15 protein-coding genes are annotated in these 15,567 nt (G+C 66.0%); 3 read left to right on the forward strand and 12 right to left on the reverse strand.

All coding sequences use genetic code 11. The annotated features are described in order from the left end of the window. Positions 1 to 52 precede the first annotated feature (52 nt). The 6 genes from OB905_10465 to OB905_10490 form a co-directional block, all read right to left on the reverse strand. Positions 53 to 1,447 carry a purine permease gene (locus OB905_10465; protein MCU4926404.1) on the reverse strand — a complete coding sequence of 465 codons (1,395 nt, stop codon included), beginning with the start codon at positions 1,445 to 1,447 and terminating at the stop codon, positions 53 to 55. Between the two features lie 120 nt (positions 1,448 to 1,567). After that, positions 1,568 to 2,113: a hypoxanthine/guanine phosphoribosyltransferase gene (hpt, locus tag OB905_10470; GenBank protein ID MCU4926405.1), complete on the reverse strand. Its 546-nt coding sequence runs from the start codon at positions 2,111 to 2,113 to the stop codon at positions 1,568 to 1,570. A 60-nt stretch (positions 2,114 to 2,173) separates the two neighbouring features. Continuing rightward, positions 2,174 to 3,040: an ABC transporter permease gene (locus OB905_10475; protein MCU4926406.1), complete on the reverse strand. Its 867-nt coding sequence runs from the start codon at positions 3,038 to 3,040 to the stop codon at positions 2,174 to 2,176. After that, positions 3,037 to 4,035 (reverse strand): ATP-binding cassette domain-containing protein, encoded by a 999-nt coding sequence (locus OB905_10480; protein MCU4926407.1) that lies wholly within the window; start codon positions 4,033 to 4,035, stop codon positions 3,037 to 3,039. Before OB905_10480 ends, OB905_10475 begins: the two co-directional genes overlap by 4 nt. A gap of 151 nt (positions 4,036 to 4,186) precedes the next feature. Next, positions 4,187 to 4,870 carry an SOS response-associated peptidase gene (locus OB905_10485; GenBank protein ID MCU4926408.1) on the reverse strand — a complete coding sequence of 228 codons (684 nt, stop codon included), beginning with the start codon at positions 4,868 to 4,870 and terminating at the stop codon, positions 4,187 to 4,189. A gap of 147 nt (positions 4,871 to 5,017) precedes the next feature. Further along, positions 5,018 to 6,388: an O-antigen ligase domain-containing protein gene (locus OB905_10490; protein ID MCU4926409.1), complete on the reverse strand. Its 1,371-nt coding sequence runs from the start codon at positions 6,386 to 6,388 to the stop codon at positions 5,018 to 5,020. Positions 6,389 to 6,714: 326 nt separating this feature from the next. Between OB905_10490 and OB905_10495 the strand changes: the two genes are divergently transcribed. After that, entirely contained in the window at positions 6,715 to 7,557 is an 843-nt protein-coding gene (locus OB905_10495) for an NAD(P)-dependent oxidoreductase (protein MCU4926410.1), read from the forward strand. Between the two features lie 20 nt (positions 7,558 to 7,577). On the opposite strand, the gene OB905_10500 is transcribed toward OB905_10495, so the two are convergent. Together OB905_10500 and OB905_10505 are read right to left on the reverse strand one after the other, a co-directional pair. After that, on the reverse strand, positions 7,578 to 8,612 hold the full coding sequence (locus tag OB905_10500; GenBank protein MCU4926411.1) for a deoxyhypusine synthase: 1,035 nt from the start codon (positions 8,610 to 8,612) through the stop codon (positions 7,578 to 7,580). Positions 8,613 to 8,702: 90 nt separating this feature from the next. Next, positions 8,703 to 9,470 carry a Nif3-like dinuclear metal center hexameric protein gene (locus OB905_10505; GenBank protein MCU4926412.1) on the reverse strand — a complete coding sequence of 256 codons (768 nt, stop codon included), beginning with the start codon at positions 9,468 to 9,470 and terminating at the stop codon, positions 8,703 to 8,705. Between the two features lie 119 nt (positions 9,471 to 9,589). On the opposite strand from OB905_10505, the gene OB905_10510 reads away from it, so the two are divergent. After that, on the forward strand, positions 9,590 to 11,020 hold the full coding sequence (locus OB905_10510) for a DUF2029 domain-containing protein (GenBank protein MCU4926413.1): 1,431 nt from the start codon (positions 9,590 to 9,592) through the stop codon (positions 11,018 to 11,020). Between the two features lie 22 nt (positions 11,021 to 11,042). On the opposite strand, the gene OB905_10515 is transcribed toward OB905_10510, so the two are convergent. Further along, positions 11,043 to 12,638 carry a DUF402 domain-containing protein gene (locus tag OB905_10515; GenBank protein MCU4926414.1) on the reverse strand — a complete coding sequence of 532 codons (1,596 nt, stop codon included), beginning with the start codon at positions 12,636 to 12,638 and terminating at the stop codon, positions 11,043 to 11,045. Next, positions 12,635 to 13,075 (reverse strand): hypothetical protein, encoded by a 441-nt coding sequence (locus tag OB905_10520; GenBank protein MCU4926415.1) that lies wholly within the window; start codon positions 13,073 to 13,075, stop codon positions 12,635 to 12,637. The genes OB905_10515 and OB905_10520 overlap by 4 nt, the downstream gene beginning before the upstream one ends. 133 nt (positions 13,076 to 13,208) lie before the next feature. Between OB905_10520 and OB905_10525 the strand changes: the two genes are divergently transcribed. Further along, a complete protein-coding gene (locus OB905_10525) occupies positions 13,209 to 14,228 on the forward strand; it encodes a PrsW family intramembrane metalloprotease (protein MCU4926416.1) in 1,020 nt (339 codons plus the stop codon). Positions 14,229 to 14,276: 48 nt separating this feature from the next. Here OB905_10525 and OB905_10530 read toward each other — a convergent pair whose 3' ends face one another. Beyond that, positions 14,277 to 14,417 (reverse strand): hypothetical protein, encoded by a 141-nt coding sequence (locus OB905_10530; GenBank protein ID MCU4926417.1) that lies wholly within the window; start codon positions 14,415 to 14,417, stop codon positions 14,277 to 14,279. Then, positions 14,414 to 15,349 carry an NAD+ synthase gene (locus OB905_10535; GenBank protein MCU4926418.1) on the reverse strand — a complete coding sequence of 312 codons (936 nt, stop codon included), beginning with the start codon at positions 15,347 to 15,349 and terminating at the stop codon, positions 14,414 to 14,416. The genes OB905_10530 and OB905_10535 overlap by 4 nt, the downstream gene beginning before the upstream one ends. Positions 15,350 to 15,567: the final 218 nt, after the last annotated feature.

Below are 15,567 nucleotides of genomic sequence, written 5' to 3' on the forward strand. Positions count from 1 at the left end.
AGCGCCACCGGAGAGCGTTCGGTACGCAAGCGATCGACGAGTCCCAGGCGGCTCAGTCGTCGCTCGGCGTCGGCGCCGCCGTCTCCGTCGAATCAGTGCCGGGCGCGTCGAACAGTGGGCTCTGCTCACCGGGGACGAACGTGTTGAGGATGAGCGCCGATAGCGCCGTGAGGATCACCGGCTCGCCGAAGAACGTCTCGGCCGCGCTCGGCAGCCCTTGAATCGCTTCGGGCGTGGTCGCGATACCGAGACCGAGGCCGAGGGAGGTCGCGACGATGACCATGTTCCGCCGGTCGAAGTCGGTGTGGAGGACGATCAGCCGGACGCCGCTGGCGGCGACCATCCCGGCCATCAGGATGACCGCGCCGCCGAAGACCGCACTCGGGATCGTCGTCACGAGCGCGCCGACGACCGGGCTCAGCCCCAGCAGAGCGAGGATGCCGCCGGCGATCGCGACGACGTGACGGCTCATCACGCCAGTGAAGCTGACGATCCCGACGTTCTGGGAGAACGAGGTCACGGGGAAGGCCGCGAAGATCGAGCCGAGCGAACTGGCGAAGCCGTCGGTGAAGAGGCCGCCTCGGACCTCCTTCTCGTCGGGAGAACGCCCCTCGGCGGCCGTGACGCCGGACATGTCGCCGACGGTCTCCATCGCGGAGACCAGAAAGAGGAAGGCGAAGGTAACGATCGCGATCGGCTCGAACTCGACGCCAAAGCGCGTCGGCTCGGGGATCGCGAACCAGGCAGCCTCGCCGATCGGCGAGAAGTCGACGACGTCGACCCCGAACCCGAAGTCGAGCGCGATGGCGGCGGCGTAGCCGACGGCGATGGCTGCGAGGACGCTCAGCAGCCGGGTGGATCCGCGGGTAAAGAGGTTGAGCGCGATGGCGACGCCGAGGACGAGGGCGGCCAGTCCGACGTTGTGGGTGGCGCCGAAGTCGGGCTCGCCGACGCCGCCAGCGGCGTACTCCATTCCGACTGGGATGAGGTAGAGGCCGATGATGACGACAACGAGGCCAGTGACGAGCGGCGGGAAGAAGGGTTTGATGCGTTCGAACTGCCAGCCGATGACGCCCTCGACGAGAAATCCGGTCACCAGGATCGCGCCGAAGACCGCAGCCATCCCGAAGTCGATGCCAATCGAGATGATCGCGCCGACGAACGTGAAGCTCGTCCCCATCACGAGGGGGAGCTTCGCGCCGATCGGTCCGATGGTATAGGCCTGAACGACGGTGGCGATACCCGAGAACAGCAACACCATCTGGACGATGTAGGTGAGGTCAGGCCCCGAGAGCCCGACGTCGCCGGCGACGACGTACGCCACCGCCGTCGCCGGCACGATCATCACCGCGACGTGTTGGATCGCCAGCAGCACCGACTTCGGTAGGGGCGGTCTGTCGTCGAGTTCGTATTCGAGATCCATCCGTCCGTCCGCGTCGTTCGACATTGTATGACCGCCAGGTTGCGAATCGGTCCACAAAAAGTTTCGCAAGTACGCTCATATCTCCACCCAAACATAGCAAAAATGTCCACGTTCGTGGATACACCCCTGGGCGAGAGCCGACGGTCAGTGGACCGTAACCTCGCCGTCTTCGACCGAGATATCGAGGAGGCTCGTCGCCTCGAACTTCGTGTCGTCGAGTGCCGACTCGCCCACCTTTCGCATCACGACGACGACGTCGACGATCTCGGCGCCGATGTCGTCTAAGGCGTCACAGATGGCCGCGAGCGTGCCGCCAGTCGAGAGCATGTCGTCAACGATGACGACGCGGTCGCCCGCCTCAACGTCGTTAATGTACATCTCTGACTGAGAGTAGCCGGTCTGCTGGTGGAGCGAAACCTCGCCGTCGAGACCGTACGAGCGCTTGCGGATGACGACCAGTGGGATGTCTGTCTGTAAGGAGAGTGCGGTCGCCAGGTGGATTCCCATCGCCTCGGGGGCGACGATCTTGTCGACGTTCAGATCGGCGGTTTGCATGACCTCGACGACGACCTCCCGTAACAGTTCGGCGTCTAACATCGGGACGCCGTTGCTGATCGGGTGGACGAGGTACTCGTACCCGTCCTTGTCGACGATCGGTGCGTCGTCTAACGACTCGATGAGCTTCTCCATGCAGTGACTCGGGAAATGGCGGTGAAAAGCGGTTCGTTCTGATGAGATGAGATGGCTCGATTAGCGAACGGCCGAACTCGTCGCCTTCGAGAGCAGGTGGACAGCCACCGCGCCGAACGCCGCACCGATCGCGGCTAACACGGCGACAGCGGGGACGACAGTGTTGAGCACGCCGTCGAAGGCGGTCACGTCGAGGACGGTCATCACGTCCTCGTCGACCATCATCGCTCGCGACGCGTCGACGCCGTAGGTGACGGGGTTAATCGCAGCGAAGCGCTGGATCCAGGTCGGGAGGACGTCAAGCGGTAGAAACGCACTCGAGAGAAAGAGGAGGGGGAACTGCAGCAGGTTGGCGCCGATGATCGTCGACTCCTGGTCTCTGGTTACGACCGCGAGGACGTTCGAGAACGCGATGAACCAGATCGAAAAGAGGATCGCGATCGCGACGATGGCTACGACGCCGACGAGCCCGGTCGCGATCTCTGCGCCGAGCAGGACGCCGAGTCCGAGGATGATGACGACCTGGATCGCGATCCGGAACACCTCGGCGGCGGTCTTCCCGACGAAGACGGCCGTCCGATCCATCGGCGAGACGAGCACCTTCTCGAACATGCCGTTCTCGATGTCGTTGACGAGTCCGATCCCGGAGGTGACCGCCGAGGCCAGCGCGACCTGGATCGCGATCGCCGGTACGAGAAACGTCGTGTAGTCGACGCCCGGTAGGTCCTGGCTGACGGCGCCGCCGGCGACGTTGCCGAACACCTCCGTAAACAGCACGAGGAAGATGACGGGCTGGGCGAGCGAGACGAGCAACACGAACGGGTTGCGGACGGCTTTGAGGTTCCAGCGCTTGAAGTTGACCCAGGCATCGCCGGCGAACGTATTCGCGGTTCGGGCAACGTCCGACTCGGCGGTCTGGGGGCTCACGGCGACACCTCCGCGAGGTCGGCGTCCTCGGCGTCGACGCGCTCGCCGGTGATCGCGAGGAAGACGTCGTCGAGCGTCGGCGCGCGGACGTTGAAGCCGGTGACAGTGATATCCGCGTCACGCAGCGCGACGAGCAGGTCCGTCCCGGACTCGCGGGCTGTCTCGGCGGTGACGCTGATGCCGTCGTCGGTCTCCTCGACGCTGGCGGCGGCGAACGCGTCGAACTCGCGGGCGATCGCCGCCGCGCGGGACCGGGCGTCTGCTCCGTCGCCGATCTCGATATCGAGGACGTCGCCACCGACCTGACGCTTCAGGTCGGCCGGGGAGCCGTCGGCGACGATCCCGCCGTCTAAGATCACCGCGAGACGCTCACAGAGGGCGTCGGCTTCCGCCAGGTACTGCGTCGTGAGAAGGATCGTCGTCCCCTGCTCGTTGATCCGCCGGAAGTACTCCCAGAGGCGGTTTCGCGCCGACGGGTCGAGGCCGGTCGTCGGCTCGTCCAGAAACACCAGCGGCGGCCGGTGGACGAGCGCGGTGGCGGCGTCGAGTCGCTTGCGCATCCCGCCGGAGAACTCCTCTGAACGCTTGTCCGCGACATCGGCGAGGTCGACGAGGTCGAGTAGTTCGGCGGTTCGCTCGTCGCGCTCGCCTCGCGGGACGCCGTAGGCCTCACAGGCGAAGCGAATGTTCTCTTCGGCGGTGAGCTCCGGATCGACGCTGGTTTCCTGGGCCATATAGCCGATCGACTCGCGGACTGCCCGCGACTCAGATCGAACGTCGAAGCCGTTCACTCGCACGTCGCCGGCGGTCGGCGAGAGCAGCGTCGCGAGGACCTTGATCGTCGTCGTCTTTCCGGCACCGTTCGGGCCGAGGAATCCGAAGAATTCCCCGCGGGAAACCGTCAGATCAACGCCGTCGACCGCCCGAGTGCCGTCTCCGTACACCAGTTCGAGCCCCTCGGTCTCGATCGCGGACGGGGGCTGGTCGTTCGACATGGGGCCGAGTAGGCGACCGAGACGGAAATACGAGCCACCTCGCGGCAAGGCGGTGTGAGTCGAGTTGCCGTCGATGCGACGACTCACAACACCCGTTGTGAGACGGATCGTGAAAGCTGAGTTCGGGCGCTGCGAGCCGGAAACCGCCTCCTCAGACGAACTCTCCCAGGGCCGACTGCTCGCTTCCCAGCGGCTCGATCAACCGGGCGTCGTCGTTTTGCGGATTGTTGACCCGGGTCGAGATCGGATACGCGTCGAGATCGTCGCCCGGATACGGCCGACACAGCTCCCGACGCTCCGCGGAACCGGCCGTCAGCCACGTTCGCTCTTCGTCGCGGGGAAGGACGACCGGCATCCGATGGTGGATGGGAGAGATTGCGTCGTTCGGTTCGGTCGTCAGGATCGTGACGGTCGAGCACATCCCGTTTCCGTCGTCCGTCTCCTGTCCCTCCCACAGCCCTGCCATGGCGAACGCAGGATCGTCCTCACGGTAGATCCTGTACGGTTGTTTCGGGCCGCCATCCGGTCCCTTCCACTCGTAGAAACCGGTCGAGAGGACGAGACAGGGCCGTCTCTTCCAGGCGCGTCTGAACGCGGGCTTTTCGAGCGCCGTCTCGGAACGAGCGTTGATGTACTCCTCGCTTGGGTCGGCCATCCACGCCGGCGTGAGTCCCCAGCGAAACTGTGTGATCTCCCCGGGCGCCTCGTTCGCGATCACAGGCTGGGGCTGGCGGGGCGCGATGTTGTACCGGGGCTCGTAGTCGTCGACGACACGGGCGTCGAATCGATCCTCGAGGTCGGCTTTCGGAAGGAACAGCGAGTTTCGCCCGCACATGGCGTAGTGAACGCTTTGAAGGGACAAAAGCCCGTCTCACTCGAGGAGTTTATGGGGAGGACAGGACGTGGCAGTTGCGGTCGAACGCAACGTGTTTTCCCCACCACCGAACTGCTTTCCAGCACCGAGACATCAGTAGTCGTCCCGCTACGAACGCGGTAACGAATCGAGCCGATCCCGCCAGTTTGTTCGTATCCACGTGACGGCGCGTACAGCCCGACTGGTTGCGAGCGCGTCGCGTGCCGTAACTGCGTTCGTCTTCGGATCCGAGTCGTCTGCGTCAGGGAGCAACATGAGGCCGACGAACAGCCCGAAGACAACCGAGGAGACCCCCAACCCACCGAGGAAGTGAGATTCGAAGATCATGTAAACGTAGATTCCACTGGCCGTTCCGACGACGAAGGCACGCCACGACGTCCAGCGACGTCTGATCCCACAACCGAGTGCGTACCCCAACGAACCGAGGTAGAGTACCCCTCCGAGTAGCCCCGTACTGAGAAGTGGATAGACGTAGGAGCTGTGTGGTCCGCTACTGGTTCCGGTGTCTGCGCTAAGCGGTGGAAACAGCTCGGAGTGGCCGAACTCCCGCCCGATTCCGATCTCTGAGCCGACCTCGGCGAATCCGATACCCCACAGCGGATTGGCGGCGAGAAGGTCCAGTGATCGCACCCATCGGTCGACGCGATTCATCAGCGTCGTCCGCATCACCTCGGGGACGTGACCGACCCGGATCATCCCGTACAGTGCGACTATCCCGAACCCGATACCCAGATACGAAAGCCAGTGGTGTCGCCCCGACAGGACGAGAACCGCACCGACACTGAAACCGACGAGCGCGGCATCACCCTCGCTCATCACCAGCCCGAGCAGGCAGAGTCCGAAGACAAGGATCCAACCGACTCCCCCGCGGACGAGGACGGTATACAGTGCAGCCAAACAGCCCACCATCATGAAGAAGCCGTAGGGGTTCGGATTCGTGAACACCGAGACGGTTCGGATCGGGTACAGTCCCATAACGTCCTCACCGACGAAGTCGGAAACTCCCGAACCAGCCGTCCCAGCTGCCAAGAGCATCCAGATTCCGATGACGGCGACGACGGCGCTGCTCAGAGCCAGCCCCATCGCGAACGTCTGCCGTCGCCCATCGACGAACCGCGGTAAGACGACTACGGTCGCGAACACGGCGACCGGCGTACTGAGGATCAGAGAGAGTAACTCGGGATGTGGATCGTAACGCCAGTAGTGGGCGACGAGCCAGAGCCAGTACCCGCCAAAGAGAGCGACAAACGTGGGATTCGTCGAGAGTGAAACGCTCGTAAAGACGACGCCGTAGACGACGATGAGGACGAGCATCGCACCCGAGAGCAGATAGCCACGGTCCGTCGAGAGAAGCCAGGTCGAGGGGGCGATAGCGACGAGAACGGTAAGAACGGCGAGTAACGCGTAGTGGAAGGGGACGGTTGGCGTGTCAGCTGACGAGCGCCCCCACAACATATCTGAGCTTCGCCACTCACTCATTCCAGCACCGATACCGTTCAACGCGTATTAGTTAGGGTTCGAGTGACGCCGTCACCGACTACCGTATGTGGCCGATAACAATCGGTTGCAGCCCGTCGGCTGGCACCGGTGGAGACACCACTGGCTGTGTTTCAGTAAATCGGTGGCCTCGGAACTCATAGGGTTCGTCAGCGCCGGTTGCCGAGACCGGCTCCGAAGGGTACCATCGTCATCGGCCACTCGACCGTAACGCAGTCGCGCCAAAGACGGTTTGGGTTCCCGGAACGCGAGGGACCGGAAATCCGGTCGACGGAAGACAGTAGGAGCGCCGGCGCGAACGGTCGCAGATGGAGACGGTCATCACCGGCCCGTACGGACGGTGCGGGACGGCGCTTATCGACCACCTGCGTGACGACCACGCGTTCACCTACGTCGATCGCATCGACCCGGACGACGACCATCCCTACGGCGGCTACGACACGGTCGTCGCCGATGTCGCCGACGACGTCGAGGCGCTGGAGGCTGCGTTTGAGGGGGCGGACGCCGTGGTTCACCTCGCCGGGTATCCCCACGTCGACAGCACGCTCTCGGACGTACTAGAGCCAAACATCGTCGGGACGGCGAACGTCTTAGAGGCCGCGCGTGACACCGAGATTGAGACCGTCGTCTTCGCCTCGTCGAACCACGTCGTTGGCGGGTACGAGCGAGATCACGCACCGGCGCTCTACCGACCCGAGTACGGCCTCGTGCTCGATCGAACCGCGCCCGTCCGGCCGGATTCCTACTACGGCGTCTCGAAGTGCTTCGGCGAGGCGCTCGGACGGTACGCCGTCGAGACGGACGACTACCCCCGCCGGTTCTACGCGCTTCGAATCGGCAGCGTCCGGGATCCGGCGTTCGACCACCCCTACGGCGACGCCGAACGCGGCGTCGACGACGGCGACTGGAGCCGCGGAAGCGACGCCTACGATCGGCAGGTAGCCCGAATGAAGGCCACGTGGCACTCGCGGCGCGATTTTGCACAGCTCGTTGATCGGTGCCTGCGGGACGATACCGTCGAGTTCGACGTCTTCTACGGCGTCAGCGGCAACCAGCGCCGCTGGTTCGATCTCGAACACGCGAGGGCGACGCTCGGATACGTCCCCGAAGACGACGGGGAGACGTGGGACGCGCCGCCGAAGCGCGACTGAGAGTGCGAGCGCGTCGACGATCAGGCGTCCTCGATGCGCTCGCGGGCGGCGGCGACGACCAGCGGGAGCGTGATGGTCGCGTCGCCGTAGACCGAGACGTTCTCGGCGTCTCGCTCGAGTTTGCCCCACGACCGGGCTTCGTCCAAGGTGGCCCCAGAGAGGCCACCGGTTTGTTTCGGATCCATCGTGAGCTGGACGGCGTAGTCGTAGGCGTCGGGGGTGACGAGCATCGTCTGGAGCGTGAAGTTCTTCGGGACGCCACCGCCGACGACGAGCGCGCCGGCCTCTTCGGCGTCGAAGGCGATGTCGGTCAGCGCCGTCATGTCCGCGAGCGCGTCGAGCGTGAACGCCGAGGTCTGGGAGTACATCCACGCCTGGAGGCCGAGGACGGAGTCCTGGACCGCCGGACAGTAGATCGGGACGTCGTGCTCGTAGGCGGCGGCGGCGACGCCGGGGCCTTCCGCGACGCCCTCGCGCTCGTTGACCTCGGCGTTCGCCCGGCCGAGTTCGCGGGTCAGACGCTCGATGGAGACCGAGCCCTCCGCCTCGGCTTCTTCCTCGAGCACCGGAAAGACCTCCTCGCGGAGGTGGCTCTCGAACGTCGCGAAGAACTCCTGGGGAAGGTAGACGTTGTAGATCCGGTCGACGCCCTCCTCGCGGAGTGTCTCGTCGTGTTCGCGCTCCGTCTTCCCCTCGGCGTGGACCGAGCCGTGGTGGTGCTTGCCGCCGATTGCCTCGATCGAGTCGTGGGTCAGGTTCGCGCCGGTCGTCACGAGAACGTCGATGTAGCCGTCCCGGATGAGGTCGGCGACGATGCGACGCATTCCGGTCGGGACCATGGCGCCGGCCAGCGAACAGAAGAGGGTGACGTCGTCGTCGAACATCTCGGTCGTCACGTCGACGGCGTCGTGGAGATCGGCCGCGCCGATACCGGCGTTTCCGTACTCGTCGGCGAGCTCGCCGACGGTCATGCCGGCGCGGGCCTCGGCGTGACCGATCGGGTCGTGGGAGAACGTCTCGCGGGCAGGTTCGTGGTGTTCGTGCTCGTCGCTCATGCGTCTGCGTCCGCGAGCCAGCGGTTTGAACGCCGCGGTTCGGTACCGAACCGCCGCCTCGATCCGCCAGCGGAGATCGCCGAACCCACCCTACAGCCCGGTCGGCACGTCGAGGTACGTCGTCTCGAGACCCCAGCTCTCGACGAGGTCCTGCAGTGCTCGAACCCCGAACGTCTCGGTCGCGTAGTGGCCCGCCAGCGCGACGCTGACGCCGGCCTCGCGGGCCTCGTGGTAGAGTTTCCCCTTCCCCTCGCCCGTGACGAGCGCGTCGGCGCCGGCCGCGACGGCCTCGTCGAGCCAGTCGGCGCCGCTGCCCGTGACGATCGCGACGTCGTCGATCTCGTCGGGGCCGAACTCGAGAATCTGAACGGGCTGCCCGCCCGTATCGAGCTCGGCTGCGAGGCGCTCACGCAGCGATTCGGGACTGTAGGAGTCGGCGGCGACGCCGCGCTGACCGATGTGCTCCGGGCCGAGTTCGCCGAATGGCTCACAGTCTGCGAGCTCGAGGACGTCCGCGACCCCGGCCGCGTTCCCGAGTTCTTGGTGGCCGTCGAGTGGTAAGTGCGAGACGTACAGCGCGATATCGTGTTCGATCAGAGGCGCGATCCGGTCGTAGGTCCGGCCCGTAACGCGGTCGATGCCGCCCCAGGAGAGGCCGTGGTGGACCACGAGCGCGTCCGCACCGGCGTCGACCGCCCCCTCGACCGTCTCGCGGACTCCGTCGACCGCGAAGGCCACGTGCTCGACAGTTCCGTCCTCGCTACCGACCTGGAGGCCGTTTTCGCTGGCGTCTACGTCGGCGTAGTCGTCGGTTCGCAGCTCCGCGTCGAGCCTCGAGACGAATTCGGCGCGTTCCATGCGCGACGAATCGGGCTCGGGGATTGTATAGCCGCGTGATTGTCGCGAGTTGTGGCCCGGCCAATGTCGGCCGACCGCCATTCAGTACTTCTTTCGCACCCGCCTTCGAATCGGGAGCCGTGACAGCGGACGAACCGGCCGACCGGCCGGCGGATGACAGCGAACCCGAAACGGACGGCGGAGCTCAGACGGGCGGCGGAACCGGACATGATTCCGACGGGATGGAGAGCGACGCGACCGCTCACTCGGTGCAGACCCACGAATCGGCAGGCGACTCCCGGTGGAGCGTCCGCGCCGTTCTCGTCTTCGGTATCCTCGCCGGCCTCGCCTACGCCGTCGAGACGGTGCTGACGAATCCAGCCCAACTCGGCGTCGCAAGCGACGTCTACGTCCACGCCGCCCAGGGACTGCTCGACGGCGAGAACATCTACGAGGTGACGCCGCCGGATCGGCCCGATTACCACTACATCTATCCGCCGATCGTGATCGGGCTGTTCGTTCCCTACGCAGTCCTCGGCGGCGAGACGGTCGCACTCGCCGGGCAGACCCTGCTCAACGTGACGGCCGGGATCGGTCTCGGAATCCTGGTTCTACGCGCCGTCGAGCGCCGGGACGTCGCGCTGACGGCCATCGACCGGTGGCTGCTGGTCGGCTTCGCGGTCGGCTCGGTGTACGCCACGACCCAGATCGTCCAGGGCCAGGTGACGCTGTGGCTCGCGTTCGCGCTCGCACTCGGGTTCACCGCCCTCGAGACCGGCCGTGAACGGGCCGCTGGCGTCGCCTTCGCTGCGGCGGCGCTCATCAAAGTCTTCCCGGCGGCGATCGGGCTCTGGCTCCTTCGTCTGCGATCCTGGGGCGGCGTCGCCGCGGCAATCGGGACCGGGCTCGCCGGGCTCGCCCTCGGCGCCGTCGTGCTCGGGCCGGAGCTGACAGTGCAGTACTTTAGCGAGGTTCTCCTGGGCCGGGCCGAGGGGGCGACGTTCGAGGGGACGCCCGATCCCGAGCGGACGCTGGTCACGGCCCGCCGACAGGTCTCGGCCCTCGGCGCTCCCTCGTCGCTGGTCACGGTGCTCACGCTGACGATCCTCGCGCCACTCGTCGCCGTCCTCTACCGCCGGATCGACACCGATCGGCGCCGGCTGGCGGCGATTCTCGGGACGCTGCTCGTACTCTTGCTCGCGATGCCCCTGCAGGCGCTGTACTTCTCGCTGCTGCTCTACCCGCTGCTCGTCTTACTGTACGTCCTACCCGCCGGCTGGGTGCGACGGCTGCTGCTGGCCGGAATGCTGTTGCTGTACATTCGTCCCGGACCGGACTCCGTCGCGGTGGTCGTCGCGCCGCTTCCGGCGGGAATCGAGTCGGCCGCGATGGGAGCCGCGGAGGCCGCCTTTGCGTTCGTCCAGCTGCCGACGCTCGGCATGTGGCTCCTGGTCGTGGCGTGCCTGTGGATCCAGTTCGACGATCGGGTCGCCGGAGAGCAGTCGCCGCTAACGGAACGGTCACCAGCAACGGAGCCCCCAACGAAGAAATCGCCACCAGCAGGTCGGTAAGCTCGGGCGGCCGTTCAGCTCGCTACTTCGAGAGCGCTCGCTCGACGGCTGCAGCGACCGTTCGGGCCTTCTCCGCGAGCGGTTCCGGAACCGAGCCGTCCTCGACGGCGGCCGCGAGTTCGGCCTCGTCGACGGTTTCCACCGAGCCGTCGGCCCGGCGGATGACGTCGACGTGGAGGTCGACGTACCGCGCGCAGTCGGGAAACAGTTCGACGGGCGTGCAGACGTTGACGTACGTCCCTTTCGAGGTCCCCTCGGCGCTCCGGTAGGTCGTGGGGTACCACCACCGTCCCTCGCGGAGCTTGGTGATGGCGACGTCGCCGTCCTCGATCGGCTCGCCGAGAGCGTCGTAGGTGCCACCCCCGCGCATCGAGCGCTCGACCGTGATCCGTCCCTCAGCGTCCCACTCGGTGATTTCGCCGCGTCCGAGCGAGATGAGTCGGCCGTCGGGTTTGCCGTGGCCAAGTTCGATTCGGTCGCCGCGCTCGGGGCCGAACTGCCGGGAGACGGCGGCGAAGGGGAAGGCGTCGTCGGAGTCCGCCGCGTCGTCTTCGACGGTGGAATCGCCGTCAGCCGAGTCGGCGCCGTCGCTCTCGCCCAGAACCGCCTCGGCGAAGTCGACAGCGGCGCTCGCCGCCCGGTCTGCGGCCTTGATCCGGTGGTGGCCGGGCATGGTCGTCTCGACGGCCCGCCGGGACTTGTCCAGGGCAAACCGTGACTCGCGACCGAGCCAAATCCAGGCGGTCGCGGCGGGCGCTGCCAGTTCGGCGGGCTCGCCGGGGTCGGGGTCGTCCAGCTCGACGGTGTCGTCCGACGTGTCGGCGTCCGCGTTCGAGGCGTCACCGTCCGCAAGCGCCGACTCGAGCGCTCGGGCCCGCTCGGCGACGTCTTCTAGCGCTGCCCCCATCGCCTCGATATCCGCGTCGGCTGCCGATCGCTGCCAGCGCAGTCCCCAGCCGTCGGGAACGTCTGAGGAGAGCAGCTCCGTCATCCCGACGAGTTCGGTCGCCCGCTCGCCCGAGAAGGCAGCCGAGACGCCGCTTCTATCCCTCGACAGCTCGCAAAGCCCGTTCTCGACCGCGAGGGCGGGCGCCACGCGGGGCTCGTCGTCCGACCAGGGTGGCGTCGGCTCCCGAACCTGTACGCGGTACCGGTTGCCGGCGTCGACGTAGCCGTCGACGTCGCCGTACCGGAGGTAGCCCCGGCGACCGTCGCCGAGGTCGACCGTCGCGCCGCTGCCGCCACCCGCATCGAGGATCTCAGCGTCGTAGACCGCGTCCTGTGGGGCCGGGGCGTCCCAGCGAAGGGCGTCGATCCCCACGTCGGCGAGGACGGCCGCGACGGCGTCGACAGCGTCGGGATCGCCCGAGAGGCCGATACCCTGTCTGTCGCGGCTCGTCTCGGCGGTAGCGTCCGCGGGGGCGGCCGGGAACGGTTCGCCGAAGCGCTCGCGAATCGGGTCGGAGGCCTGGACGATCTCAGCGCCGGCTTCGCCCAGCAGCTGCGTCAGGGCGGTGGTGTAGATGCCGCGAACGCGGACGGCGGCGTCGACGTCGCTATGCGGGGAGACGCCCGTGGCGTCCGCCTCCGGACGCTCGCCCGTCGCCTCCTCGGTCATTGCAGCGTCTCGCGGTCGGGCGCGAAGCGAACGCGGTCGTGAATCGTCGGCCCGAGGGAGAGTTCGACGTAGGCGACGTCGGTCCAGGTCCGGACGGTGCCCGTTTCCGAGTTCGGCTGGGGCGCAGCGTCGGTCTCGCCCTCGAGAATTCGCCCGTTCTCGACGTAGACGCCCCAGCTGTCGAATCGGAGCCAGCCACGCATCTCGTCGGCGTGGGTCGTCAGGTCGAGATGATCGACCGTGTGTTCGGGAAACTCGCTGGCCGAGTGGGCCATCTCCATGTCAGAGTAGACGGTGTCGTGCTCCTCGAAAAACGCCTCGAGCGCCGCGGCGTCGGCGTCGACCGCGGCGGTGACGGTTTCGGAGGCCGCCCGCAGGTCGTCGGTGTCGAGGCCGACATCACGAAGCGCCTGCTGGGTTCGCTGGTCGAAGTGCATGGTCGGTAGTTGGGCCAGACGCCCTTAGTCTGTGTCGTGTCTCGGCGACCGGCCCCAGGAGAGCGAGGCGGCCACCGAGAGAACTGTCCATGACGGTGTCACTATTAGGTGTGTCACCCGCGTAGGAACTCCTATGCCACCAGAGCGGGATCCGGTCGAACGCGCCGCCGAGGACGATGCAGATCTCTATGAGGTTTCGACGTGGGAACCACGGTCGTCACTTGACCGGCTCTCGACCGGGATCTACGCGGGGTTGAGCTACGGTGCCGGAACGATCGTCCTCCTCGTCGCGCTCGCAATCACCCTCTCGCTGCTGGTGACGCCCGCGCTGATCGTCGCGGAGGTGCCACTGGTAAGCGTCTTCTTCGTCCTCTCGGTCGTCCCCGCAGGGCTGCTCGCGGCCTACATCTGGTACGCCGATATTACGACGAACGAGCCACTCGGACTACTCGTCGCGACGTTCATCCTCGCAGTGCTGTTCGCGACGTTCGCAGCAGTTCTGAACTCGATCGGGGGGCAGTTTTTCCAGCGGACGACGCTACTTGGCAGCCTCCTCTTTTTCTTCCTGATCGTCGGTCCCGTCGAGGAGGCGGTAAAGCTACTCGCCGTCCGGGTCTACGCCTACCGGAGTGACACCTTCGACGCGGTGATCGACGGCGCGGTCTACGGGGCGGTCGCCGGACTCGGGTTCGCCACGATCGAGAACGCGATCTACATTGGACGGTATCTCGCCGACGTCGGCGTGGAGACGGGGCTGTTCGTCGCCGCCACGGAGATCACGACGACGCGGGCGCTCGTCGGACCGGGCCACGTCCTCTACTCGGCAATCGCGGGCTACTACCTCGGGCTGGCGAAGTTTACCCCGAAGTACGCCGGCCCACTGGTGGTAAAGGGGCTGCTCGTCGCCGCGCTCTTTCACGCGACGTACAACGTGGCCGTCGGAATCGTTCCAGGGATGATCGTCGCGGAAACCGGGCTCGATCCCAACGTCGCGTTCGTCGCGTTCATCGTCGGCTTCAACCTGATCGTCGGCTACTACCTCTACCGAAAGATCTCGCGGTACCGACGGACCTACCGATCGGTTCGAGACGACGCAGGCGAGACCGCGTTCGACTCCGAGTTGACGGAGTTCGATCCACCGACGCGCCGGTGAATTTCCACGTGGCGAACGCGTGAGCCGACACCGGACACGCAGTCGCGATCAGCGATCGCCGTCGACGTGGTCCCAGACGGCGGCGACCGGCAGCGTCGGAAGCGGCTCCGAGGAGACACGGTGGACCGCTTGCATCGTCCCATAGTCGGCCGTCGGCCGGTCTCGAGACGATGGAAATCTCCGGGTCATTTCCCACCACGCTCCGTCGGCTTCGCCGACCCGGCTCGATCGGAGCCACCGTCGGGTCGCTGCTCACAGGCTCCAGGCGGAAGTCCGGGGGTTGCCGGTACGGCTCGCTTGTGCTGGCTTTCCGAGACCATCGAGGCGACGCGCTCGGCACGCTCGAGATCGACGTCCTCGGCGTTGGCAGCGTCGAGAACGCACTGTTTTCGGTCGACGAGACGCTGCAGGAGTGGATCGAGGACGTCGTAGGGTGCGCCGAGATCGTCGGCATCGGTCTGTCCGGCTCGCAGTCCTGCGGTTGGTTCCTTGTCGATGATCCGACGGGGAGCGCCGACGTGATCGGCAAGTGCGCGTACCTCGGTCTTGTAGAGATCACCCAGAGGGAACAGATCGGCACCGCCGTCGCCGTACTTCGTGAAGTATCCGAGAAGGAGTTCCGAGCGGTTCGCGGTCCCACAGACGAGCAGGGACTCGGCATTGGCGGCGGCGTAGGCCGCAACCATGCGAAGGCGGGCGATCACGTTCCCGGTCACCGTGACGTCATGTTCGGCGCCGATCGTCTCCCCGGAGACGGTCTCGAAGGCATCGAGCACCGGCCCGAGATGTACCTCGCGGTAGTCGATGCCGAGCCCGTCCGCGATCGTCTGGGCCTCTGCGAGGTGGATTCGATCCATCTTGGTACACGGCAAGCCGAGTCCGACGACACGGTCGTTGCCGAGGGCGTCGACCGCCAGCATCGTGGTGAGCGTCGAGTCGATACCGCCGCTCATCGGGACGACGACGCCGTTGGCTCCAGCCTCGACGACGGACGTCTCGATGAACGACCGAATTCGAGCGCCGACGGACTCGAGATCCGGCTCCGAACGGACGAACGTATGATCGATGCTGCGCCCACTGTCGTCAACATGTGGGTGATGCCTCGTAGAGTTTACAGCCATTTGACCACCATTTCTTTGAATCGGTTTACTATCAACCACTACTTAGACGTTGCGCTTGAACAACGAGTATCGATAATAGAGTATAGTGAACGAACCGGAACAGCACAGAGCACACCGGCTACAGACAGACGAGAGATCGACAGCCGTGAGCGAGCGCTGTGACGGCGGTGTGAGCGGGCAACGGTGCAGTTCAATCGATAGTATCACTCACCAGATAT

Source organism: Halobacteria archaeon AArc-dxtr1, assembly GCA_025517425.1.
Taxonomy (GTDB): Archaea; Halobacteriota; Halobacteria; order Halobacteriales; family Natrialbaceae; genus Halostagnicola.

Bases quoted from the DNA above. Each gene is read 5' to 3' on its own strand.
- OB905_10465 (MCU4926404.1), bottom strand. From the start codon at position 1,447: ATGTCGAACGACGCGGACGGACGGATGGATCTCGAATACGAACTCGAC.
- hpt (MCU4926405.1), bottom strand. From the start codon at position 2,113: ATGGAGAAGCTCATCGAGTCGTTAGACGACGCACCGATCGTCGACAAG.
- OB905_10480 (MCU4926407.1), bottom strand. From the start codon at position 4,035: ATGTCGAACGACCAGCCCCCGTCCGCGATCGAGACCGAGGGGCTCGAA.
- OB905_10485 (MCU4926408.1), bottom strand. From the start codon at position 4,870: ATGTGCGGGCGAAACTCGCTGTTCCTTCCGAAAGCCGACCTCGAGGAT.
- OB905_10490 (MCU4926409.1), bottom strand. From the start codon at position 6,388: ATGAGTGAGTGGCGAAGCTCAGATATGTTGTGGGGGCGCTCGTCAGCT.
- OB905_10495 (MCU4926410.1), top strand. From the start codon at position 6,715: ATGGAGACGGTCATCACCGGCCCGTACGGACGGTGCGGGACGGCGCTT.
- OB905_10500 (MCU4926411.1), bottom strand. From the start codon at position 8,612: ATGAGCGACGAGCACGAACACCACGAACCTGCCCGCGAGACGTTCTCC.
- OB905_10505 (MCU4926412.1), bottom strand. From the start codon at position 9,470: ATGGAACGCGCCGAATTCGTCTCGAGGCTCGACGCGGAGCTGCGAACC.
- OB905_10515 (MCU4926414.1), bottom strand. From the start codon at position 12,638: ATGACCGAGGAGGCGACGGGCGAGCGTCCGGAGGCGGACGCCACGGGC.
- OB905_10520 (MCU4926415.1), bottom strand. From the start codon at position 13,075: ATGCACTTCGACCAGCGAACCCAGCAGGCGCTTCGTGATGTCGGCCTC.
- OB905_10525 (MCU4926416.1), top strand. From the start codon at position 13,209: ATGCCACCAGAGCGGGATCCGGTCGAACGCGCCGCCGAGGACGATGCA.
- OB905_10530 (MCU4926417.1), bottom strand. From the start codon at position 14,417: ATGACCCGGAGATTTCCATCGTCTCGAGACCGGCCGACGGCCGACTAT.
- OB905_10535 (MCU4926418.1), bottom strand. From the start codon at position 15,349: ATGGCTGTAAACTCTACGAGGCATCACCCACATGTTGACGACAGTGGG.